General features: G+C 51.0%; 15 protein-coding genes. 4 read left to right on the top strand and 11 right to left on the bottom strand.

The genetic code is table 11. The features are described 5' to 3' along the window. Window positions 1-485: 485 nt before the first annotated feature. From NI000_RS09225 to NI000_RS09200, 6 genes are all read right to left on the bottom strand, one after another. Window positions 486-671, bottom strand: a complete 186-nt coding sequence (locus NI000_RS09225) for a FeoB-associated Cys-rich membrane protein (RefSeq protein WP_253409795.1) — start codon at window positions 669-671, stop codon at window positions 486-488. Between the two features lie 32 nt (window positions 672-703). Then, window positions 704-2,713, bottom strand: coding sequence for a ferrous iron transport protein B (gene feoB / locus NI000_RS09220; RefSeq protein WP_253409793.1), 2,010 nt, complete (start codon window positions 2,711-2,713; stop codon window positions 704-706). Further along, window positions 2,710-2,937, bottom strand: coding sequence for a FeoA family protein (locus tag NI000_RS09215; protein ID WP_253409791.1), 228 nt, complete (start codon window positions 2,935-2,937; stop codon window positions 2,710-2,712). Before NI000_RS09215 ends, feoB begins: the two co-directional genes overlap by 4 nt. Window positions 2,938-3,439: 502 nt before the next feature. Further along, the gene (locus NI000_RS09210; RefSeq protein ID WP_253409789.1) at window positions 3,440-4,027 is read right to left on the bottom strand and encodes a hypothetical protein; all 588 of its coding nucleotides are present in this window, start codon (window positions 4,025-4,027) and stop codon (window positions 3,440-3,442) included. A 58-nt stretch (window positions 4,028-4,085) separates the two neighbouring features. Further along, window positions 4,086-4,928 (bottom strand): aldo/keto reductase, encoded by an 843-nt coding sequence (locus NI000_RS09205; RefSeq protein ID WP_253409787.1) that lies wholly within the window; start codon window positions 4,926-4,928, stop codon window positions 4,086-4,088. A gap of 131 nt (window positions 4,929-5,059) precedes the next feature. After that, a complete protein-coding gene (locus tag NI000_RS09200) occupies window positions 5,060-6,277 on the bottom strand; it encodes an MFS transporter (protein WP_253409785.1) in 1,218 nt (405 codons plus the stop codon). Between the two features lie 133 nt (window positions 6,278-6,410). On the opposite strand from NI000_RS09200, the gene NI000_RS09195 reads away from it, so the two are divergent. Next, window positions 6,411-6,782, top strand: a complete 372-nt coding sequence (locus tag NI000_RS09195) for a winged helix-turn-helix transcriptional regulator (protein ID WP_253409783.1) — start codon at window positions 6,411-6,413, stop codon at window positions 6,780-6,782. A 329-nt stretch (window positions 6,783-7,111) separates the two neighbouring features. Further along, window positions 7,112-7,990 carry a LysR family transcriptional regulator gene (locus NI000_RS09190; protein WP_088835286.1) on the top strand — a complete coding sequence of 293 codons (879 nt, stop codon included), beginning with the start codon at window positions 7,112-7,114 and terminating at the stop codon, window positions 7,988-7,990. A 92-nt stretch (window positions 7,991-8,082) separates the two neighbouring features. On the opposite strand, the gene NI000_RS09185 is transcribed toward NI000_RS09190, so the two are convergent. From NI000_RS09185 to rocF, 3 genes are all read right to left on the bottom strand, one after another. Next, window positions 8,083-9,429 carry an amino acid permease gene (locus NI000_RS09185; protein WP_253410177.1) on the bottom strand — a complete coding sequence of 449 codons (1,347 nt, stop codon included), beginning with the start codon at window positions 9,427-9,429 and terminating at the stop codon, window positions 8,083-8,085. A 104-nt stretch (window positions 9,430-9,533) separates the two neighbouring features. After that, window positions 9,534-10,745, bottom strand: coding sequence for an ornithine--oxo-acid transaminase (locus NI000_RS09180; protein WP_253409781.1), 1,212 nt, complete (start codon window positions 10,743-10,745; stop codon window positions 9,534-9,536). Between the two features lie 30 nt (window positions 10,746-10,775). Continuing rightward, window positions 10,776-11,690, bottom strand: coding sequence for an arginase (gene rocF, locus NI000_RS09175; RefSeq protein ID WP_253409779.1), 915 nt, complete (start codon window positions 11,688-11,690; stop codon window positions 10,776-10,778). 332 nt (window positions 11,691-12,022) lie between these two features. Here rocF and NI000_RS09170 point away from each other — a divergent pair, with 332 nt between their 5' ends. Next, window positions 12,023-12,295, top strand: a complete 273-nt coding sequence (locus NI000_RS09170; RefSeq protein WP_309247883.1) for a sigma factor — start codon at window positions 12,023-12,025, stop codon at window positions 12,293-12,295. A gap of 174 nt (window positions 12,296-12,469) precedes the next feature. After that, complete coding sequence (locus NI000_RS09165; protein WP_309247882.1) at window positions 12,470-12,901, top strand: DUF5643 domain-containing protein; 432 nt, start codon at window positions 12,470-12,472, stop codon at window positions 12,899-12,901. A gap of 88 nt (window positions 12,902-12,989) precedes the next feature. Here the strand turns inward: NI000_RS09165 and NI000_RS09160 are convergent, their stop codons facing one another. Then, window positions 12,990-15,104, bottom strand: a complete 2,115-nt coding sequence (locus tag NI000_RS09160; protein ID WP_253409774.1) for an ABC transporter ATP-binding protein — start codon at window positions 15,102-15,104, stop codon at window positions 12,990-12,992. Then, entirely contained in the window at window positions 15,101-16,909 is a 1,809-nt protein-coding gene (locus NI000_RS09155; RefSeq protein ID WP_253409772.1) for an ABC transporter ATP-binding protein, read from the bottom strand. The genes NI000_RS09160 and NI000_RS09155 overlap by 4 nt, the downstream gene beginning before the upstream one ends. Window positions 16,910-16,943 lie beyond the last annotated feature (34 nt).

Below are 16,943 nucleotides of genomic sequence, written 5' to 3'. Positions count from 1 at the left end.
GGTTAACCAGCTGGTCTACAGCTTATCCCCCTCCCTTCTTCGTTTATAATATAACCGTTTATATTTTCAAACATTAGTTCCCTATCGGAAATCTAACCCTGAGTATCCTCGACTTTCGCCGAGTAAAATATAAACGTTTATATTTTTAGGTTAAAAGAGGTGTTGTATTCGAAAAGCAGCTCAGTGTTGCGTACAACACCGAATCACTTTTAACCCCGTATAAAACCGCTTACTTCCAAGATTACCACCAGAATTGGACATTGTGAAGACACTTTTTTAATAAATATGGCTTCCGCCCGATTAAAATATATGCTGCATCACCGCTTTTAAACATACATCAATTCTAAAAAAGACAACGCGCCCATGGAACAGATGCTTCCTGAGCGCGTAATGTACAGCTGCCGATCGATAAGCAAATAGATCCGTAACCATTCCGCTTCGATTTTGCGTATCGCCGGGTCGCTGCGATTGGCGCAGTTCAATAATTACAGTTTGCTCATCGTTGATACCGAGACATCCGCCGCATCAGTTGCATCAGAACATCCGGATAAACACGTCTTGTTCAACGAGCACGCCGCACATTTTCCTTGACGCGTCTTCCGTACGTAACGGACAAGCGACCAAGCCGCATACCCGAAAATAACGACCCCGGCAATGATACTGAATACCATATGGTTCCTCCTTCACAAGCGCATCTAGCGAATTAATGAAACCCAAGTACCCTACCGACATTATAGACAGCTAGCGCGATCACATAAGCTATTGCCAGCGCGTAACCGATGGAAAACCACGTCCATCGGGCCGACCCCGTTTCTTTTCGAATAACCCCGACTGTCGCAAGGCAAGGAACGTAAAGCAAGATGAAAACCATAAAACTAAAAGCCTGAAGCGGAGTAAAAAACTGCGAGATCATTCCCGAAAGACCGGCATCGTCAGGAGCAGCATAAATAATGCCCATCGTCGAGACGACGACTTCCTTCGCCAGAAATCCAGTAAGCAGCGCGGCACCCGCCTGCCAATTGCCAAAACCGAGCGGAGCAAGGACCGGCGCCAAGATGGAACCGATTGCCTGGAGGAAGCTTTCGTTCATCGGCACGTTCCATCCGCCAGGCCCGGTGTATCCGAGCAGCCATATGACGACCGAGCCGCCGAAAATGAACGTTCCCGCTTTTCGGACGAATCCCTTGCCTTTCTCCCATGTGCTTCGCGCCAACGTTCGCCACTGCGGAATACGATACGGCGGTAGTTCGATGACGAACAGGGATCGTTCGCTCTTCGCGATCGTCAAGGAAAACACCTTCGCCAACACGAGCGCCACGACAACCCCTAATACGTATAACGATAAAACGATAAGAGCCTGATTACTTTTGAAAAACGTCCCGACAAACAAGCTGTAGACCGATAATCGCGCGGAACACGACATAAGCGGCGTAAGCAAAATGGTCAGCAAGCGCTCCTTCGGCTGCTCTATCGTCCTTGCGGCCATGATGCCGGGAACGTTGCAGCCAAAGCCGATAATCATCGGGATGAACGCCTTGCCGTTCAGGCCGACACCTTCCATTAGCCGATCCATAACGGCTGCAATGCGAGCCATGTAGCCGGAGTCCTCTATGAAGGATATGATGAGAAAAAGCATGAAAATTTGCGGTACGAACACCAGCACGCCGCCCACGCCGCTTACGATTCCATCCAGAATGACCGACTTGATGAACTCCGCGGCGCCGAACGTGTCGAGCAAGGAGCTGATTCCGTTCTTTACCGGACCGTTCAGCAAAGCATCCAGTTGATCGGATAACGGAGTGCCAACCCAATCGAACGTCAGCTTGAACGTCAAATACATAAACGCAAGAAATATGGGAATGCCGAGAACCTTATTCGTAGTGATATCGTCGATCCGCTCTGACAGCGTTCTTCTGCCCTTCTTCGTTTCCCGAACGGAGCGTTGCAGCCACCCGTCAATCATGACGGCGCGTTGTGACCGGATGCACTGGCGTATATCTCTCATGCCCGTACTCTGTCTGACTTCCCGTTCGATCGCGTCATAGAATGATTGAAGCCAAGCGGGATCGATGAATTTGCGAAGCTCCTGCAGGACAAGTATGTTTCCTTCCAGAAACTGCAGCGCGAGCCAGCGCTTCCGTTCCATCTGAGCCGGCATCCGGGCCTCCAGATCGGAAATGGCTTTTTCCAGAAGCGATCCGTAATCGAATCGCCACGGCAGCGATTCATTATGCCGGGTCTCTGCGGCCATAACCCGCTCCAGCTCTTTGCAGCCTCGGCCCGATCGGGCGATCACAGGTACGACCTTCACGCCTAGCTGCGCCTCCAGTTCGCGTACATCGATGCGAAGCCCGCGCGCTTCGGCCACGTCGACCATGTTTAGCGCGACGACGACCGGTACACCGTACTCGAGCAGTTGCACGGTCAAATGCAGGTTACGCTCCAATTGCGATGCGTCTACGACGTTCAACAACATCGACGGCGACTCTTCCAGCAAGTAGCGCGACGCCACACCCTCATCCTCGGAAAGCGGGCTAAGGGAGTAGATACCCGGCAAATCGATAACTTTTCCTCTTTTACTCGTTAACGTACCGACCTTCTTTTCCACCGTCACGCCCGCCCAGTTGCCCACATATTCATAAGAGCTTGTCATGGTGTTAAAGAGCGACGTTTTCCCCGTATTCGGGTTCCCGGCAAGAGCAATGGTTATCATACCGCTTCCACCTGTATACAAACCGCTTCTTTGCGGCGAATGGCAATCCACTGCCCTTTCGTTTCGATCATGCACGGACCGCCAAACGGCAGTACTTTGCGAAGCGAGATGACGGATCCTTCCATAATGCCGAAATCGTTCAACCTATGCAGGACAAGTTCATTCACGGATGCCAAATCGATTATTTTCACCTTGGTGTCTCGGGCAATATCCGTTAACTTCATTGTTATCATCCTAACCTTTAAGAATTGGATATTGTTGATAATGATTATCAATATCTCCGAGGCTTATTGTAGGCCTGTACACAGCAAATGTCTGTGACATTTTGCAATAATATATATCAAAATTGCAACAAAAGAATAACGTTTTTTACCCCGCTTTGAATATAAAGTAGATAGTCTACTTACCACGATGCTTTCCGGCTTTACCGCACCTCCGGTTGCGGCTTTCTCTCCCGACCGCTCTATGCCGCTATGGGAACAGTCCGCTACAAACATGCACGCCGCCAAAGCCATAAACCATCAATTTAGGCACCGCCATACGAACCCGGTTTGGCAACCGGATTGTCCTGGCTGTTTTATTTTCGAGCATTGCAAAAAGGGCAGGCTAGTATCGTGGTGCCCAGAAAAATCCCTTGACTGCTATTCTGTAAAAAGCCCGGGAACAAAGCGGCATCGCTTTTGCTTCCCGGGTTATTTTTCTGAAAGGCAGCCGTGCTTTAACGGATTAATTTTCGTTCAACTCACTGGAAATTTGAACACCGAATTGCTCAAAACGGGCGATAGCTGCATCAATTGACACTAACGTTTCTGGTAAATATACTCCTCCACATGCAGTTTGTTTGCCATCCAGTCCCAGAATATGCTCAATTGCAACTAATACGCCAAGCGCTGTAAGATGTGCTTGCCCCTTCGGATCCGAAACAATTGTGCGTTGCTTTCCTGAAAGGCCTGATTTTAGAATCCCCTCCATTTCGATATAAAGGTCTTGAGAGGCTTGACCTCCTGTTTTAGTCCCTATAGACTCGCCTTGAATGAAATCGAATCGGACGTTCGGTGCGGGAGTAGCAGCCGCTAAGCTCGGAACGTCGAGTAGCCCCATGGGAAGACCTTCCAAATAACTGCCATCCGATAAGCGGACTTTCCTTGGGTGTTGATTGGCATCCACCCAAATCCAATTGCCGTTTTGGCGTAATAGAGCTCGACCGATAAATCCAGGGAGCACTGTCGGCGAAATCGTCCAGTTGACGAACATAGCAACGCGGCGGATGGATAAATAATGAAAATAAGAAATAGCCTGTTGAGGGTTTCTCAACAGGCTGACCAGCCCCCCGCTAGAGGAACTGGCGTTCTTCGTTATGGCCGGGCCAGGCTTAGAAGTCAAAATTGTCAGGGTCCGGTCCAACCCGCAGGTTCTGGTTCAGCGCATCGATTCGGGCCATCTCTTCACTCGTCAGCTCGAAGTCGAACACCGAGGCGTTCTCGATAATCCGGTGAGCCTTCGTCGACTTGGGAATCGTTACGATGCCGTGCTGCAGATCCCAGCGCAGAATGACTTGGGCGACCGACTTGCCGTGACGGGCGCCGATTTCCTGCAGCACCGGGTTGTCCAGAAACTGGCCCTGCATCAGAGGCGACCATGCCTCGATCTGAATGTCATGCTGGGCGCAGAAGTCGCGCAGCGCTTGCTGGCTAAGCCGCGGATGGAGCTCGACCTGGTTCACCATCGGCTTGATCTCGGCATCTTTCATCAGGTCCTCCAGGTGATGAATCTGGAAGTTGCTGACGCCGATCGCTTTGACGCGTCCGGCCTTGTACAGCGCTTCGAGCGCACGCCAAGCGTCCTTGTACTTGCCGGCCACCGGCCAGTGAATCAGGTACAGATCGAGATAATCCAGCCCCAGCTTCTCCAAGCTGGTCTCATAGGCGGCTAGCGTCGCTTCATAGCCGAGATCGGCGTTCCATACCTTGGAAGTGACGAACAAGTCTTCACGGGAGAGTCCCGTTTCTTGGAGGGCTTCGCGGATAGCCTGGCCTACGCTGCGCTCGTTGTCATAGATGGCCGCCGTGTCGATGCTGCGGTAGCCATGGGCGACAGCCGCTTTGACCGCGTCCACGAGCTCGGAACCGTCCGCGACTTTGAATACGCCGATGCCGAACCAAGGCATAGCCTTTCCGTTATTTAGAGTCGTAGTTGCTTGCAGATGCGTTGTCATAGATAAAACCTCCAGTAGGGTAAATGGTAGATTTGAAAACATGATGCCTTGTTGGAGCTGGTAACGGCCCCAGCCATTTTGCGCGTGGCTGCTTGGATGATGCCCAGATAGCGGAAACAAGAGCTCGACAGTCAAGTCCGGGCCGGCCCCGTCCGTACGGCGCGAACCGGTACGCCCTTGCGTTCCAGTGCCATGCTCCAGCCAGTCAGCAAAACCGCGGCTAGGACCATGACAGCGCCGATCCAGGTGGTATGAATCAATCCCATCGAATCGGTGACCACACCACCCAGATAGGCCCCAATGGCGATGCCCGCATTGAACGCGCCGATGTTGACGGCGGAAGCGACATCCTTACCTCCCGGCGCGAAGCGCTCAGCCAGCATGACGACATAAATCTGCAGCCCGGGAACGTTCATGAAGGCCAGCAGGCCCATGAAGAAGATCGTGATCAACCCGGCTACCTTGAATGGCGCGGTCACCATCAACACCAGCAGCACGATCGCCTGCAGGATGAACATAAGGAACAGAGCCTTGAGCGGCCGGCGGTTGGCCACCTTTCCCCCGATGACATTGCCGATCGCAATCGCAACGCCGTAAATCAGCAGGATAACCGCTACCGTGCTTTCGGCAAATCCGGTTATTTCATGCAGCAATGGGGATAAATAAGTAAATACGACAAAGGTGCCTCCATACCCGAGAGCCGTGATGGCGAACGCAAGCAGCAGCCTGCCATTCGTCACCAGCTTCACCTGCTCACGCACCGGGGTTGGAACGCCCTTACGCAGCGAGGCGGGGATCAAGATCAGATTGGCGATCAGCGCGACCAGGCCGATGACGGCGATGGTGACGAAGGCCGCCCGCCAGCCCATCTGCTGGCCGATCCAGGTACCGAGCGGCACGCCGGTCACGATGGCGACCGTCAGGCCTGAGAACATCATGGAGATCGCACTCGCCCGTTTGTTCTCCGGCACGAGGTCGGCGGCGATGGTCGACGCGATCGACATAAATACGCCGTGCGACAAAGCGGATAGCACGCGGGCCGTCAACAGGACGCCGATGCTTCCGGAAGCCGCCGCCAGACTATTACCGGCGATAAAAACGACCATGATGGCGATCAGCAGCGACTTGCGGGACATTCCCGTGGTGAGTGAGGTCAGCACGGGAGCCCCGAAGGTGACGCCGAGCGCATACAGCGTCACGGTCAGTCCTGCCGTTGTGACCGATATATGAAGGTTTTCGGCGATCAGGGGCAGCAGCCCCACGCTGATAAACTCGGTAGTTCCGATCGCATAGGCGCTGATGGCCAGAGCCAGAAGCGCGAGTATACTCCGTTTTTGATCCAATTGCATGTTTTCCCACCTCTATTCATGGTAATCATCGGCCGATATATGCTATTATGAGAGGATCAAGCATTTTTGGCTAGTACGTACTTCAAAGTACGGTAGGCACTAAAAAGTGCCTATAGCAATTGGAGGGCACCGCATGAGCACAGGAACCAATAAGAAGTATAATATTTCGGTGGAAGCGACCTTGGAAGTCATCGGAGGAAAATGGAAGTGCGTGATTCTCTGTCACTTGACGCGCGGAAAGAAGCGGACGAGTGATCTCAAGCGTATTATGCCCAGCATTACGCAAAAGATGTTAACCCAGCAACTGCGGGAACTGGAGGCGGACGGGATCGTCAACCGGATTACGTATCATCAAGTGCCGCCCAAGGTCGAATACGAGCTGAGCGAATACGGGTGGAGCCTCAAGCCGATTCTGGATGCGCTTTGCTCCTGGGGAGAGGGCCATATTATTAAAGAATACGGCGATAAGTTCACCGTATTGGAGGACAATATTTTAAATCATTGAGACGTGAACATGGATCTTTCCACGATTCCTTTGGACGATAAAAAAAAGGAATACTTGAGCTAAGGCTTCAAGTATTCCCGAGAGAGTACCGCGTTTGAGGTACTCTCTTTCTTTTTCTCTTGACTTAACTTATCTCCTCAATCCCTATCGAGAATGATGGTTTTTTATTATGTAATAATACAGAATGACAAAAGCGGCAGGGTCCAAGTGCAGCCGCGTGACGCTCATGACGAAGCGGAGTTCTGGCAACGGAAGTATTTCATTGATATAATAAAGAGGAATTGTCTGGTTTTTTTGTTGATTGTTTGCAGTTAGTTTGGAGGTATAAAATGGAGCTCAGAAACCTTAAAACCTTCCAAGTCGTCGCTGACCAATTAAATTTGTCCAAAGCAGCCGAAATTTTATCCTATACACAGCCTACGATCTCTGTTCAAATTCAAGCATTGGAAAGAGAATTGGGACATCCCTTATTTAATCGTGTCGGTAAAAAAACGTTCTTAACCCCTACCGGAAAATTGGTGAAACACCATACAGATATCATTTTGAACGCTTTAAGCGATTTGGAGACCGCCTTAAAAACGCTTGACGAACCGTACGGTAAACTTGCCATTGCAGCCCCTGAATATTACTACGGCCGACATCTCTCGTTGTTAATCAGTTCTTTCATTAAAGATCATCCGAAGGTTAAATTAGATTTGGCTTGCTACAATAGTAAAGAAACAATAAAGTTAGTAAGCTCCCATCAAGCCGATATCGGAATCATCGCGGGAAAGTATAACTCACCTGAGATGGAATCGATTAATCTGGATACAGAAGAGGTGATGATGGTTACGACCCAAGAGATCTCCCAGCAATATGACTTGTCCACGGTTTTCTCCCATTACCCGCTGATCACCTATAGAGAAAGCTGTAATTTAGAAGACGTCATTAAAGGATGTCTATCTGAATTACAATATCAACCTACGAACATTATTGAGTCCGGCAGCGATGAAGCGATCAAACATTCGGCAATCAATCAAACAAGCATCGCTTTGCTAAGCTCAGACGGAATCAAGGAGGAGCTGGCTACGGGCAAGCTTGTCCCGATCCATCGTTTTCAACATCGGGTTGAAACATCTCTGATTTACCTCAAATCCAGGTCGGAAGAAGCAAATATTCAAAGTTTTAGCGATCTTCTCAAGCAGGCTTGGAAACCTTTGGAAGATTGAAATTGGGCAGAAAGAATGGCAGGAGGAGCATGCGTTCCCTTTTACCATTTTTTCTGCCCAAATGCATCAACAGTAAGCGGTTTCAATTTTTATTATTTTACAATTTTTTTCTTATACTTCATGTGATAAATAACATAACAAAAAATAACAAATGGCACTGCGCAGTACAGCGCAAGCCGTTGATTCGGATCAAAGGCAAGCCCGATGCAAGCAACTGTACATAGGATGAAGGCCGCTATTGGAATAAAGGGATACAACGGGGTACGGTATTTCAAGTCAGTAAGACGTCCGCCTTGCTTGAGAAATTTTTTTCGGAACATATATTGAGAAGCGGCTATAGCCATCCAAGCCATAATAGCGGTCAATCCGGCAAGCGAAACTAGCCATAGATAAACGGTATCTGCTGCATAAACGCTAGATAACAGCGACAAGCAGGCAATACCGACACTAATGATTAATGCATTTAGCGGTACTCCTCTTGCTGTTAATTTTCCTAGACCGGCAGGAGCCATTTTATTTCTTGAAAGAGCCCAAAGCATGCGGGATGAAGCATATAGTCCCGAATTCGCAACGGACAATAGAGCAGTTAATATAACAAAATTCATAATGTCAGCAGAATAAGGAACACCGATATTGTCAAAAACCATAACAAACGGGCTTTCAATGACTCCCGCTTCTTTCCACGAAATTAATCCCGAGACAACGAAAATGGATAACAGGAAAAATAAAATAATTCGCCAGACTGTATTTCGAATGGCTTTGGGCACGGAAGTCTCCGGATCTTTGCTTTCTCCCGCGGCAATTCCAACAAGCTCACTGCCCTGAAAAGCAAAATTAACCGTAACCATCGACATCAACACGCCGCCTAAGCCATGAGGAAATAAACCGCCTTCTCCCGTAAAATTAGAAAACATAGGCGCAGACGAATAACCTTTCATGTGAATAAACCCAAACATAGCAGCACCGCCTAAAACAATAAATGCTATGATGGTAAATAGTTTAATACTCGCAAACCAGTATTCCGTCTCGGCGTATGCTCTTGTAGAAAGAGCATTCAGTAAAAAGAGCACAATCACAAAGAGGGTACACCAGATCCAAGTCGGTACGTCAGGAAACCAGCGCTTCATGATTAACCCGGAAGCTGTAACCTCAGAGCCTAATGTAATCACCCAACCAAACCAGTATAACCAACCGACCGTAAATCCTGTAGCAGGTCCGATATATTTGGTCGCATACGTTTGAAAAGAGCCTGATTCAGGCATGGCAACGGATAATTCGCCAAGGCACATCATAACGAGATACATAATGAGTCCGACCACCAAATACGCGAGAATAGAACCGCCGGGTCCCGCCTGACTAATCGTATAGCCTGAACTGATAAACAGCCCTGTGCCAATAACTCCGCCGAGTGAAATCATATATACATGCCTGCTCTTCATCGTGCGCTGCAACTCGGTCACACCATGTATCCTCTGTTCTATGATGAATTCGCCTCCTTATTCTGCACCATACACTCATGAGCTTTGGCGATTGAAAGGCATCCTTACTGGGTTGCAGCTTCTACTTCATGAAAAACCGATACAATTCGTTCAAGCGCCCAATTCAAATTTTCTTGCGAAATATTTAACGGTGGAGCAAACCGAATCGTCGTTTCATGCGTTTCTTTGCACAGCAGGCCCAGCTCTTTCAGCTTTTCGCAATAAGGACGCGCCGTTTCGTTCAATTCAAGCCCGATAAATAAGCCGCGGCCGCGAATTTCCTTCAATTTGCTGCTTTTGATCTCTTTTAGCTTATTCATAAAATATTGTCCCGATTGTTCGGAACGACGAACCAAATCCTCTTCTTGCAGAACATCCAATGCTGTAATTGCAACTGCACAGCCTAACGGATTGCCGCCAAAAGTAGAGCCGTGAGAACCCGGGTTAAACACGCCGAGAATGTCCTGGTCAGCAGCGACCGCAGAAATCGGAAACACCCCTCCGCCCAATGCTTTACCCAAAATGTACATATCCGGCTTCACATTCTCCCAGTCGCAAGCGAACAACTTGCCTGTGCGCCCGAAGCCCGTTTGAATTTCATCAGCAACGAACAAGACATTATTTTCCTTGCAAAGCCTTTGCGCTCCTTGGATAAATCCGGTTGGCGGAATATTGATGCCCGCTTCTCCTTGAATCGGCTCGAACAAAAATGCAGCCGTATTCGGCGAAATCGCATTTTTCAAAGCTTCCAGATCGCCGTACGGAATAATTTTGAAGCCGGGTGTGAAAGGCCCGAATCCAGCCTTATATTCTTCCTCTGAGGAAAAAGAAGTAATCGTAATCGTACGTCCATGGAAATTGCCTTCGCAAACAATAATTTCAGCTTGATTGGCAGGCACTTTTTTCACGCCGTACGCCCAGCGCCGAATGGCTTTGATCGCCGTTTCCACGGCCTCTGCACCCGTATTCATCGGAAGGATCATGCTTTTTCCCGTCAGCTGCGACAGTTTTTCGTAAAATGTCCCTAGCTGGTCATTGTGAAACGCGCGGGATGTCAAAGTAACTTTATCCGCTTGATCCTTCAACGCTTGAATGATTTTGGGGTGTCTGTGCCCATGATTTAACGCGGAGTAGGCACTTAGCATATCCATATATTTGTTGCCTTCCGGATCTTCAACCCATACTCCCTCAGCTTTAGATATAACGATAGGCAGCGGACGATAATTTGCAGCTCCGTATTTTTCAGTCTGTTCAATAATTTGTTTTGTCTGTGTCATGGCAGGGCCTCCCGATCAAAATGATTTTATTTATAGAATTCGTTCTCCAAAAAGCGAGCCGGCCAAGTCGACAGCGGATTTGGCCGTCCTGTTGTTCACATCGAGCATCGGATTCACTTCTACAATTTCCGCCGAGACAAGAGCGCCATGTTCATGCAGATATTCCATAGCAAAATGACTCTCTCTATAAGTAATCCCGCCCTCCACAGGCGTTCCAACACCGGGCGCTTCCCGAGGGTCCATCCCGTCCAAATCCAGACTGAGGTGAATACCGTCCGTGCCTGCCGAAACCCGCTCTAACGCCTCATCCATGACCGTTTTCATGCCATATTTGTCGATGTCATACATCGTAAATACGCGAATGCCTTGCTCCTTCAAAAACAGCCTTTCGCCCGGATCGATCGATCTCGCCCCGATAATAACAACGTTGCGCGGATCTAATTTCTTGTGCGCTCCCCTGATAGAAGTAAGACTTGGATGCCCGTGACCTAACAATACAGCCAGCGACATTCCATGAATGTGGCCCGAAGTGGTGGTAAACTCCGTATTCACATCCGTATGCGCGTCGAACCAAATGACACCAAGCTTAGTCACATGCTGCAGGATACCTTTAATTGTACCGATAGCAATACTATGATCTCCGCCGATGACGAGAGGAAACCGGCCTTTTCCCATCTCTTGGGCCACCACTTCGGCCAATTTCGTGTTAACGCGAACGATTTCCGCCAAATACTTTAATTTTTCATCAGGATCACACCTGTCCTGCAAGCGGTTAACCTCGATATCGCCCCAATCACTGACGCGGAAACCCAACGCTTCCAGCCTAGCTTGAATATTTGAACTTCGAATCGCAGTCGGCCCCATGTCTACACCAGAACGATTGGCACCGAGCTGAAGCGGCACTCCGATAAGTGAAATATCGTTGCTGTTTTTTGTAGTAATCATAGAGAATTCCTCGTTTTCATACAGTTTTTTTTACATAATATGATGTTTTCCAATAAAGGTAGCGCTTTCTTTCCAAGTCATCCCTCTCGATGACATCTCGAATGTATCATAGCTTCAGCGGATTCAAAAATTGAAATCGTCTATTGTTACTATTTAAATTATTTATGGTCAACGATGTTGGGGGATGGATAAGCAGAATAGTGTAAATGAAATGTGACCATATAGCGACTGGATCTGTCTAATTAGTATAAAATACAAAATAAAAAAAAGGAGTGTGAAGTGGATGTAACAAACTTGCTGTTCAAGCGACAACAGGTAACCGTGATGCTTTTATCAGCCTTGTTAAGCACTTTGAGGAATCTTTATACCGTATGGCCAAATCCATCTTGGATAAAGACGAGAATGCCGCGGATGCCCTGCAAGAAACCATTTTGAAAGCCTATCAATCGATCCATGCCCTTCGTGAGCCTAAATTTTTTAAAACCTGGATCTTCCGTATTCTGATCAATCAATGCAATACGATTCTCGCAGGCTGCTTCGCTTACCGTAGTTTACTCACTGGATCGCCCTGCCGTTTTCCGTTTACTGTGAAAAATACATTTTGAATTGCACTGCTGAGTTTTACCAACTCTTTTCCGTTATCATATTTTCCGTTTTTCAGATTGGGAGCCGTCACATGAACTAGAAAAGCGGCCCGGCTGCCGTCGAAAATCGTCTCGGTCCATTCCCGATTCTTTCAACGCCGAGGTCACGATCATCTTGGAGGGAATCGACCATGAATTAAACTGGATGTCCCCTTCTGTAAAACCACAGATAACATAATCAATGTTCATCCGAATGTGGTTGTAACCAAGAACGAGTTTACTTTCTCCGTCACCGACTTGCAGGTGACACCCTTGACAACACGTGTTAACTATTCGATTGCATTGAACAACGTGCAGTCATTGGAACAGGAGGACGAATACAAATTACGGCGTTTCGGTATAGCCATTTTTGACGATCAAGGCCGCCAACTGCCTGCCCTACACGGGGACGGGAAGTATGAAGGAAACCGGCTGAACTATGACAGACGATACGCCTCAACGTCCGGGACGACCAAATACTTGATTTTGAAGCCATTCGTCATCAAGGATGATTTCACGGAGAACGTAAAGGAAGATCAGTACATCAAGGGATTGGAAACCAGAATCGAGCTGCCGGCTTCCAAATAAATGAGGAAGACAGGCTGCCAAGGTCATTCTTTGCAGTCTGTCTTTTCAAATTTGATAATAGTTTTTTGGGCAGCCTATTCCGGCTCCCTTACCTTGCCTTCGGTACCGGCTTCTGCTCCTTATACTGAAGCTCGAACAGACGGTAATAGTACCCCCGCTGCGCGAGAAGCTGATAATGGTTTCCGGTCTCGCGGACCTTGCCCTTGTGCATGACGATGATCTGGTCGGCATGCTGGATCGTCGACAAGCGGTGCGCCACGATCAGTGTCGTCCGGCCTTCGGAGATGTTCATCAGCGCGTCCTGCACGATAAGCTCCGTTTCCGTATCGATGTTCGACGTCGCTTCGTCGAGAATGAGAATCTGCGGGCGGAACGCGATGGCGCGGGCGAACGACAGCAGCTGGCGCTGGCCGAGCGACAGATTGATGCCGCGCTCGCCGAGCAGCGTCTTGTAGCCGCCGGGCAGGCTGCGGATAAATTCGTCCATATGAACCATCCGGGCCGCGACGACGACTTGCTCGTCGGTAATCTCCGGGTGGTTCAGCCGAATATTCGAGGCGATGTCTCCGGTGAACAGGAATACGTCCTGCTGCACGATGCCGATGTAATGGCGCAGGTCATCCAGCGGGATGTCGCGGATATCGACGCCGTCGAGCTTGATGCTGCCCTTTTGAATGTCGTAGAACCGGTTGATCAATTGGATGATCGAGCTTTTGCCCGCCCCGGTTGCACCGACGAACGCCACCGTCTGTCCCGGCTGGATCGTGAAGCTGACATCCTTCAGCACCCAATCTTCCCCGTTATACGCGAACCATACGTTCTCGAACGCGATTTCCCCGCGAATTTCCTTCGGCAGCCGCTTCGGCCGCTCCGGGTCGACGATCGCTGGCTTCTCGCCGAGCGTCTCGAAGATGCGCTCCGCGCCGACCATCGCCGTCTGAATCTGGTTGTACTTCTCCGCCAAGCTCTGGAGCGGCTGGAAAAACTGCCGCACGTAATGCGTGAAAGCATACACGATCCCGAAGGTCAGGCCGCCGTCGATGACGCTGGCGCCGCCGTACCAGAGAAGCAGCGCGATAGCCAGATTGCCGAGGAAGCCGATGGCCGGCTGAAAGATCGAGTTGATGACCGTTCCTCGCATCCCCGCCCGGTAATATTCCGTATTGTGATGATCGAACTGCTCCCATTGCCGCTCTTCGCGGATAAACAATTGCGTAATCCGGATGCCGGACAAGTTTTCCGCCAGAAACGAATTGAGCCGCGACAGGATCACCCGCGATTTTCGCTGGGCGTCCCGGATGACCGACCGGTACCAGAACGTCAGCACGGCCAGAAATGGCAGCACCGCAAATGACAGCAGCGCCAGCTTGACGCTGAGCTGCAGCATGACGACGACGATGCCAATCAGCACGATGACGTCTTTGATCAAGTTGACGACGACCTGCGAATACAGTTGGTTGAGCGACTCCGTATCCTGCGTGACGCGGACGACGAGCCTTCCGACGGGATTGCGGTCGAAGTAGGACATCGACATGCGGCTTACATGCTGAAAGAGCTGCTGCCGGATGTTGAAAATGATCGTCTGCCCCGTATACTGCAGCAGATTGCTTTGCAGGTAGCTGAGCAGCGCCGCGACGACGACCGCGCTAAGGAAAGCAACGCCCAGCCAGAGGAAGCCGGTGTAATCCTGCTTGCGGAACGCCTCCAGCGCGGCGGCGTCCAGCGGCTCGGCGGCGAATGTCTGCCCTCCGGCGCGCACTTCCGCTTTGCCGCCCGCTTCCGCTACGGTCGCCTTCTCCGGCTGCTTGGCGATCCAGCCGGCAATGAACCAGTCTTTGCCGTCGATCCGGACAATCTGAGCCTGCTTCGTTCCAAGCTCCGGCTGGCGGGCCGTCCGCTCGGCTGCGTCCGGTTCGAGCCGGACGTAAGCCCTGCCGTCCCACTCCGTCACATCTCCGTAGCTCCGCAGACGCTCGGCCTGGGACGCTTCCGCGGACAGCATCGGCTTGTGCAGTCCGTTGATATGGCCGTCGATCGCCACCTTAATGAGATAAGGCCGCGCCAGATCGGCGACGACGATCAGAAAAGCCAGCGCGATGCACAGCAAGATCATTCGCCAATACGGCTTGGCGTAGGACAGCAGCTTCGTAAGCAGCTGCGTGTCTTTCATCGTCTTGACGTTTTTTTCCGCGTGTATATTCATGCGCCCGTCCCTCCCCGCATCAGCTGCGAAGCAGCGGCTTCTTGCTCCTGTCCGTCTTCCCGCTCGGCTTCCTGATCCAGCAGCTGCTTATGGTACATGTCGGCGTAAATGCCGTTTACGGCCAACAATTGCTCGTGATTGCCGCGCTCGACGATGCGGCCTTCGTCCATGACGACGATTTGGTCGGCGCTCTGCACCGACGAGATCCGGTGCCCGATAATGATCGTCGTGCGCCGGTTCATCACGGATTTGAGCCCTTCGAGGATCAGATCCTCCGTGATCGTATCGACCGCGGACAAACTGTCGTCGAAGATCAGCACCGACGGCTTCTTGATCACAGCCCTCGCGATGCTTACCCGCTGGCGCTGGCCGCCTGAAAGCGAGATGCCGCGCTCGCCGAGCGCCGTATCGAACTGGTTCGGAAATTCGACGATATTTTCGTAGACTTGGGCGATCTTGGCCGCTTCCACGACCTGCTCGTCACTGTAGGGCTTCGGATCGAACCCGATGTTGTCCCGGATCGTGGACGAGAACAGGAACTGGTCCTGCGGCACGATGCCGATCTGGCCGCGCAGCGTCCGCAGCGGAATTTCATGAATGTCGTGCCCGTCGATCAACACCGTCCCTTTCGGCGGGTTGTACAGCCGCACGAGCAGATGCACCAGCGTGCTTTTGCCGCTGCCGACCCGGCCCACGATGGCGAGGCTGGAGCCCTTCGGCACCTTGAGCGAGACGTTCCGGAGGGAGGGCCGCTTCGCTTCAGGGTAAGAGAATGTCAAGTCGCGGATCTCGATCTCGCCGCCGATCGTTTGAATCTCCGGCTTCGCGATGACGTCGTCCACCACGTCCGGCTGCGTATTGAAGATTTCCAGCAGCCGCAGCTCCGAAGCCTTCCCGCGCTGAAGCAAATTGACGACCCGGCCCAAGCTTTCGATCGGTCCCATGAGCAGCGACAAATACGTATTGAAAGCGACGAATTCGCCGAGCGTAATGATGTCTTTCAGTACCATGATGCCGCCGAGCACGACCGAGACGAGAAAGCTGAACCCGACAATCCCGGCGCTGAGCGCTCCGAATAACGAGTTCGAGCGCACGTACCGCCGGTTCATTTCGACGGCCCGCCGGTTATCCCGGGTGAACAGCTCCCGCTCCGCTTTTTCCTGTACGAATGCTTTAACAACCCGGATGCCCGCGGTAAATTCCTGCACGCGGCTCGTCAAATCGGAGATCGCGGACTGCATATCCTTCGATTGCTGCATGATCCGCTTGTTGAACCGGTAGGCGAGCAGGCTGAGCAACGGCAGAGGCAGCATCGTCAGCAGCGTTAGCCAAGGATTGACCGAACTCGTCATGGCCGCAACGGAAACGACGATCAGAAACACCGCTTCCATAACGTTGAAGTATCCCTGCATCGTCACCTCGCGAATGACACCGACATCACTGATCGCATGCGACATCAAATCCCCGATCCGTTGATTGTTGAAATATTGCGCCGACAGCTTCTCCCAGTGGACGAACAGCTCGCCGCGCACCCGCATCTCCAACTGCCGCGACAGCCGGAACAAATAAATGCGGGAAACAGACCGGAAGAAAGCGATACCAAATCCTGCGGCAATCATCCAGACGCCGAAACGGACCGCCTGATCGTAGGTCAGCGCGCCTGTCTGGAGGCTATCCGTAAACCGTCCAAGCAGCCAGGGAATGATCAGCTGCAGGATGGACGATATGGACAATAATGCAAAGCCCATTAGGTAGGGCAGACGGTTCCGCTTGATATGAGACCAGAATATATTGTTATTCTCCATCCGTTTTCCTCCGTCGCAATTGAAGACTATTGTA

This window comes from Paenibacillus tyrphae (assembly GCF_024158745.1).
Classification (GTDB): domain Bacteria; phylum Bacillota; class Bacilli; order Paenibacillales; family NBRC-103111; genus Paenibacillus_G; species Paenibacillus_G tyrfis_A.
Note: the sequence above shows the minus strand (reverse complement) of the source record. Positions and strands in the feature narration are given on the sequence as shown.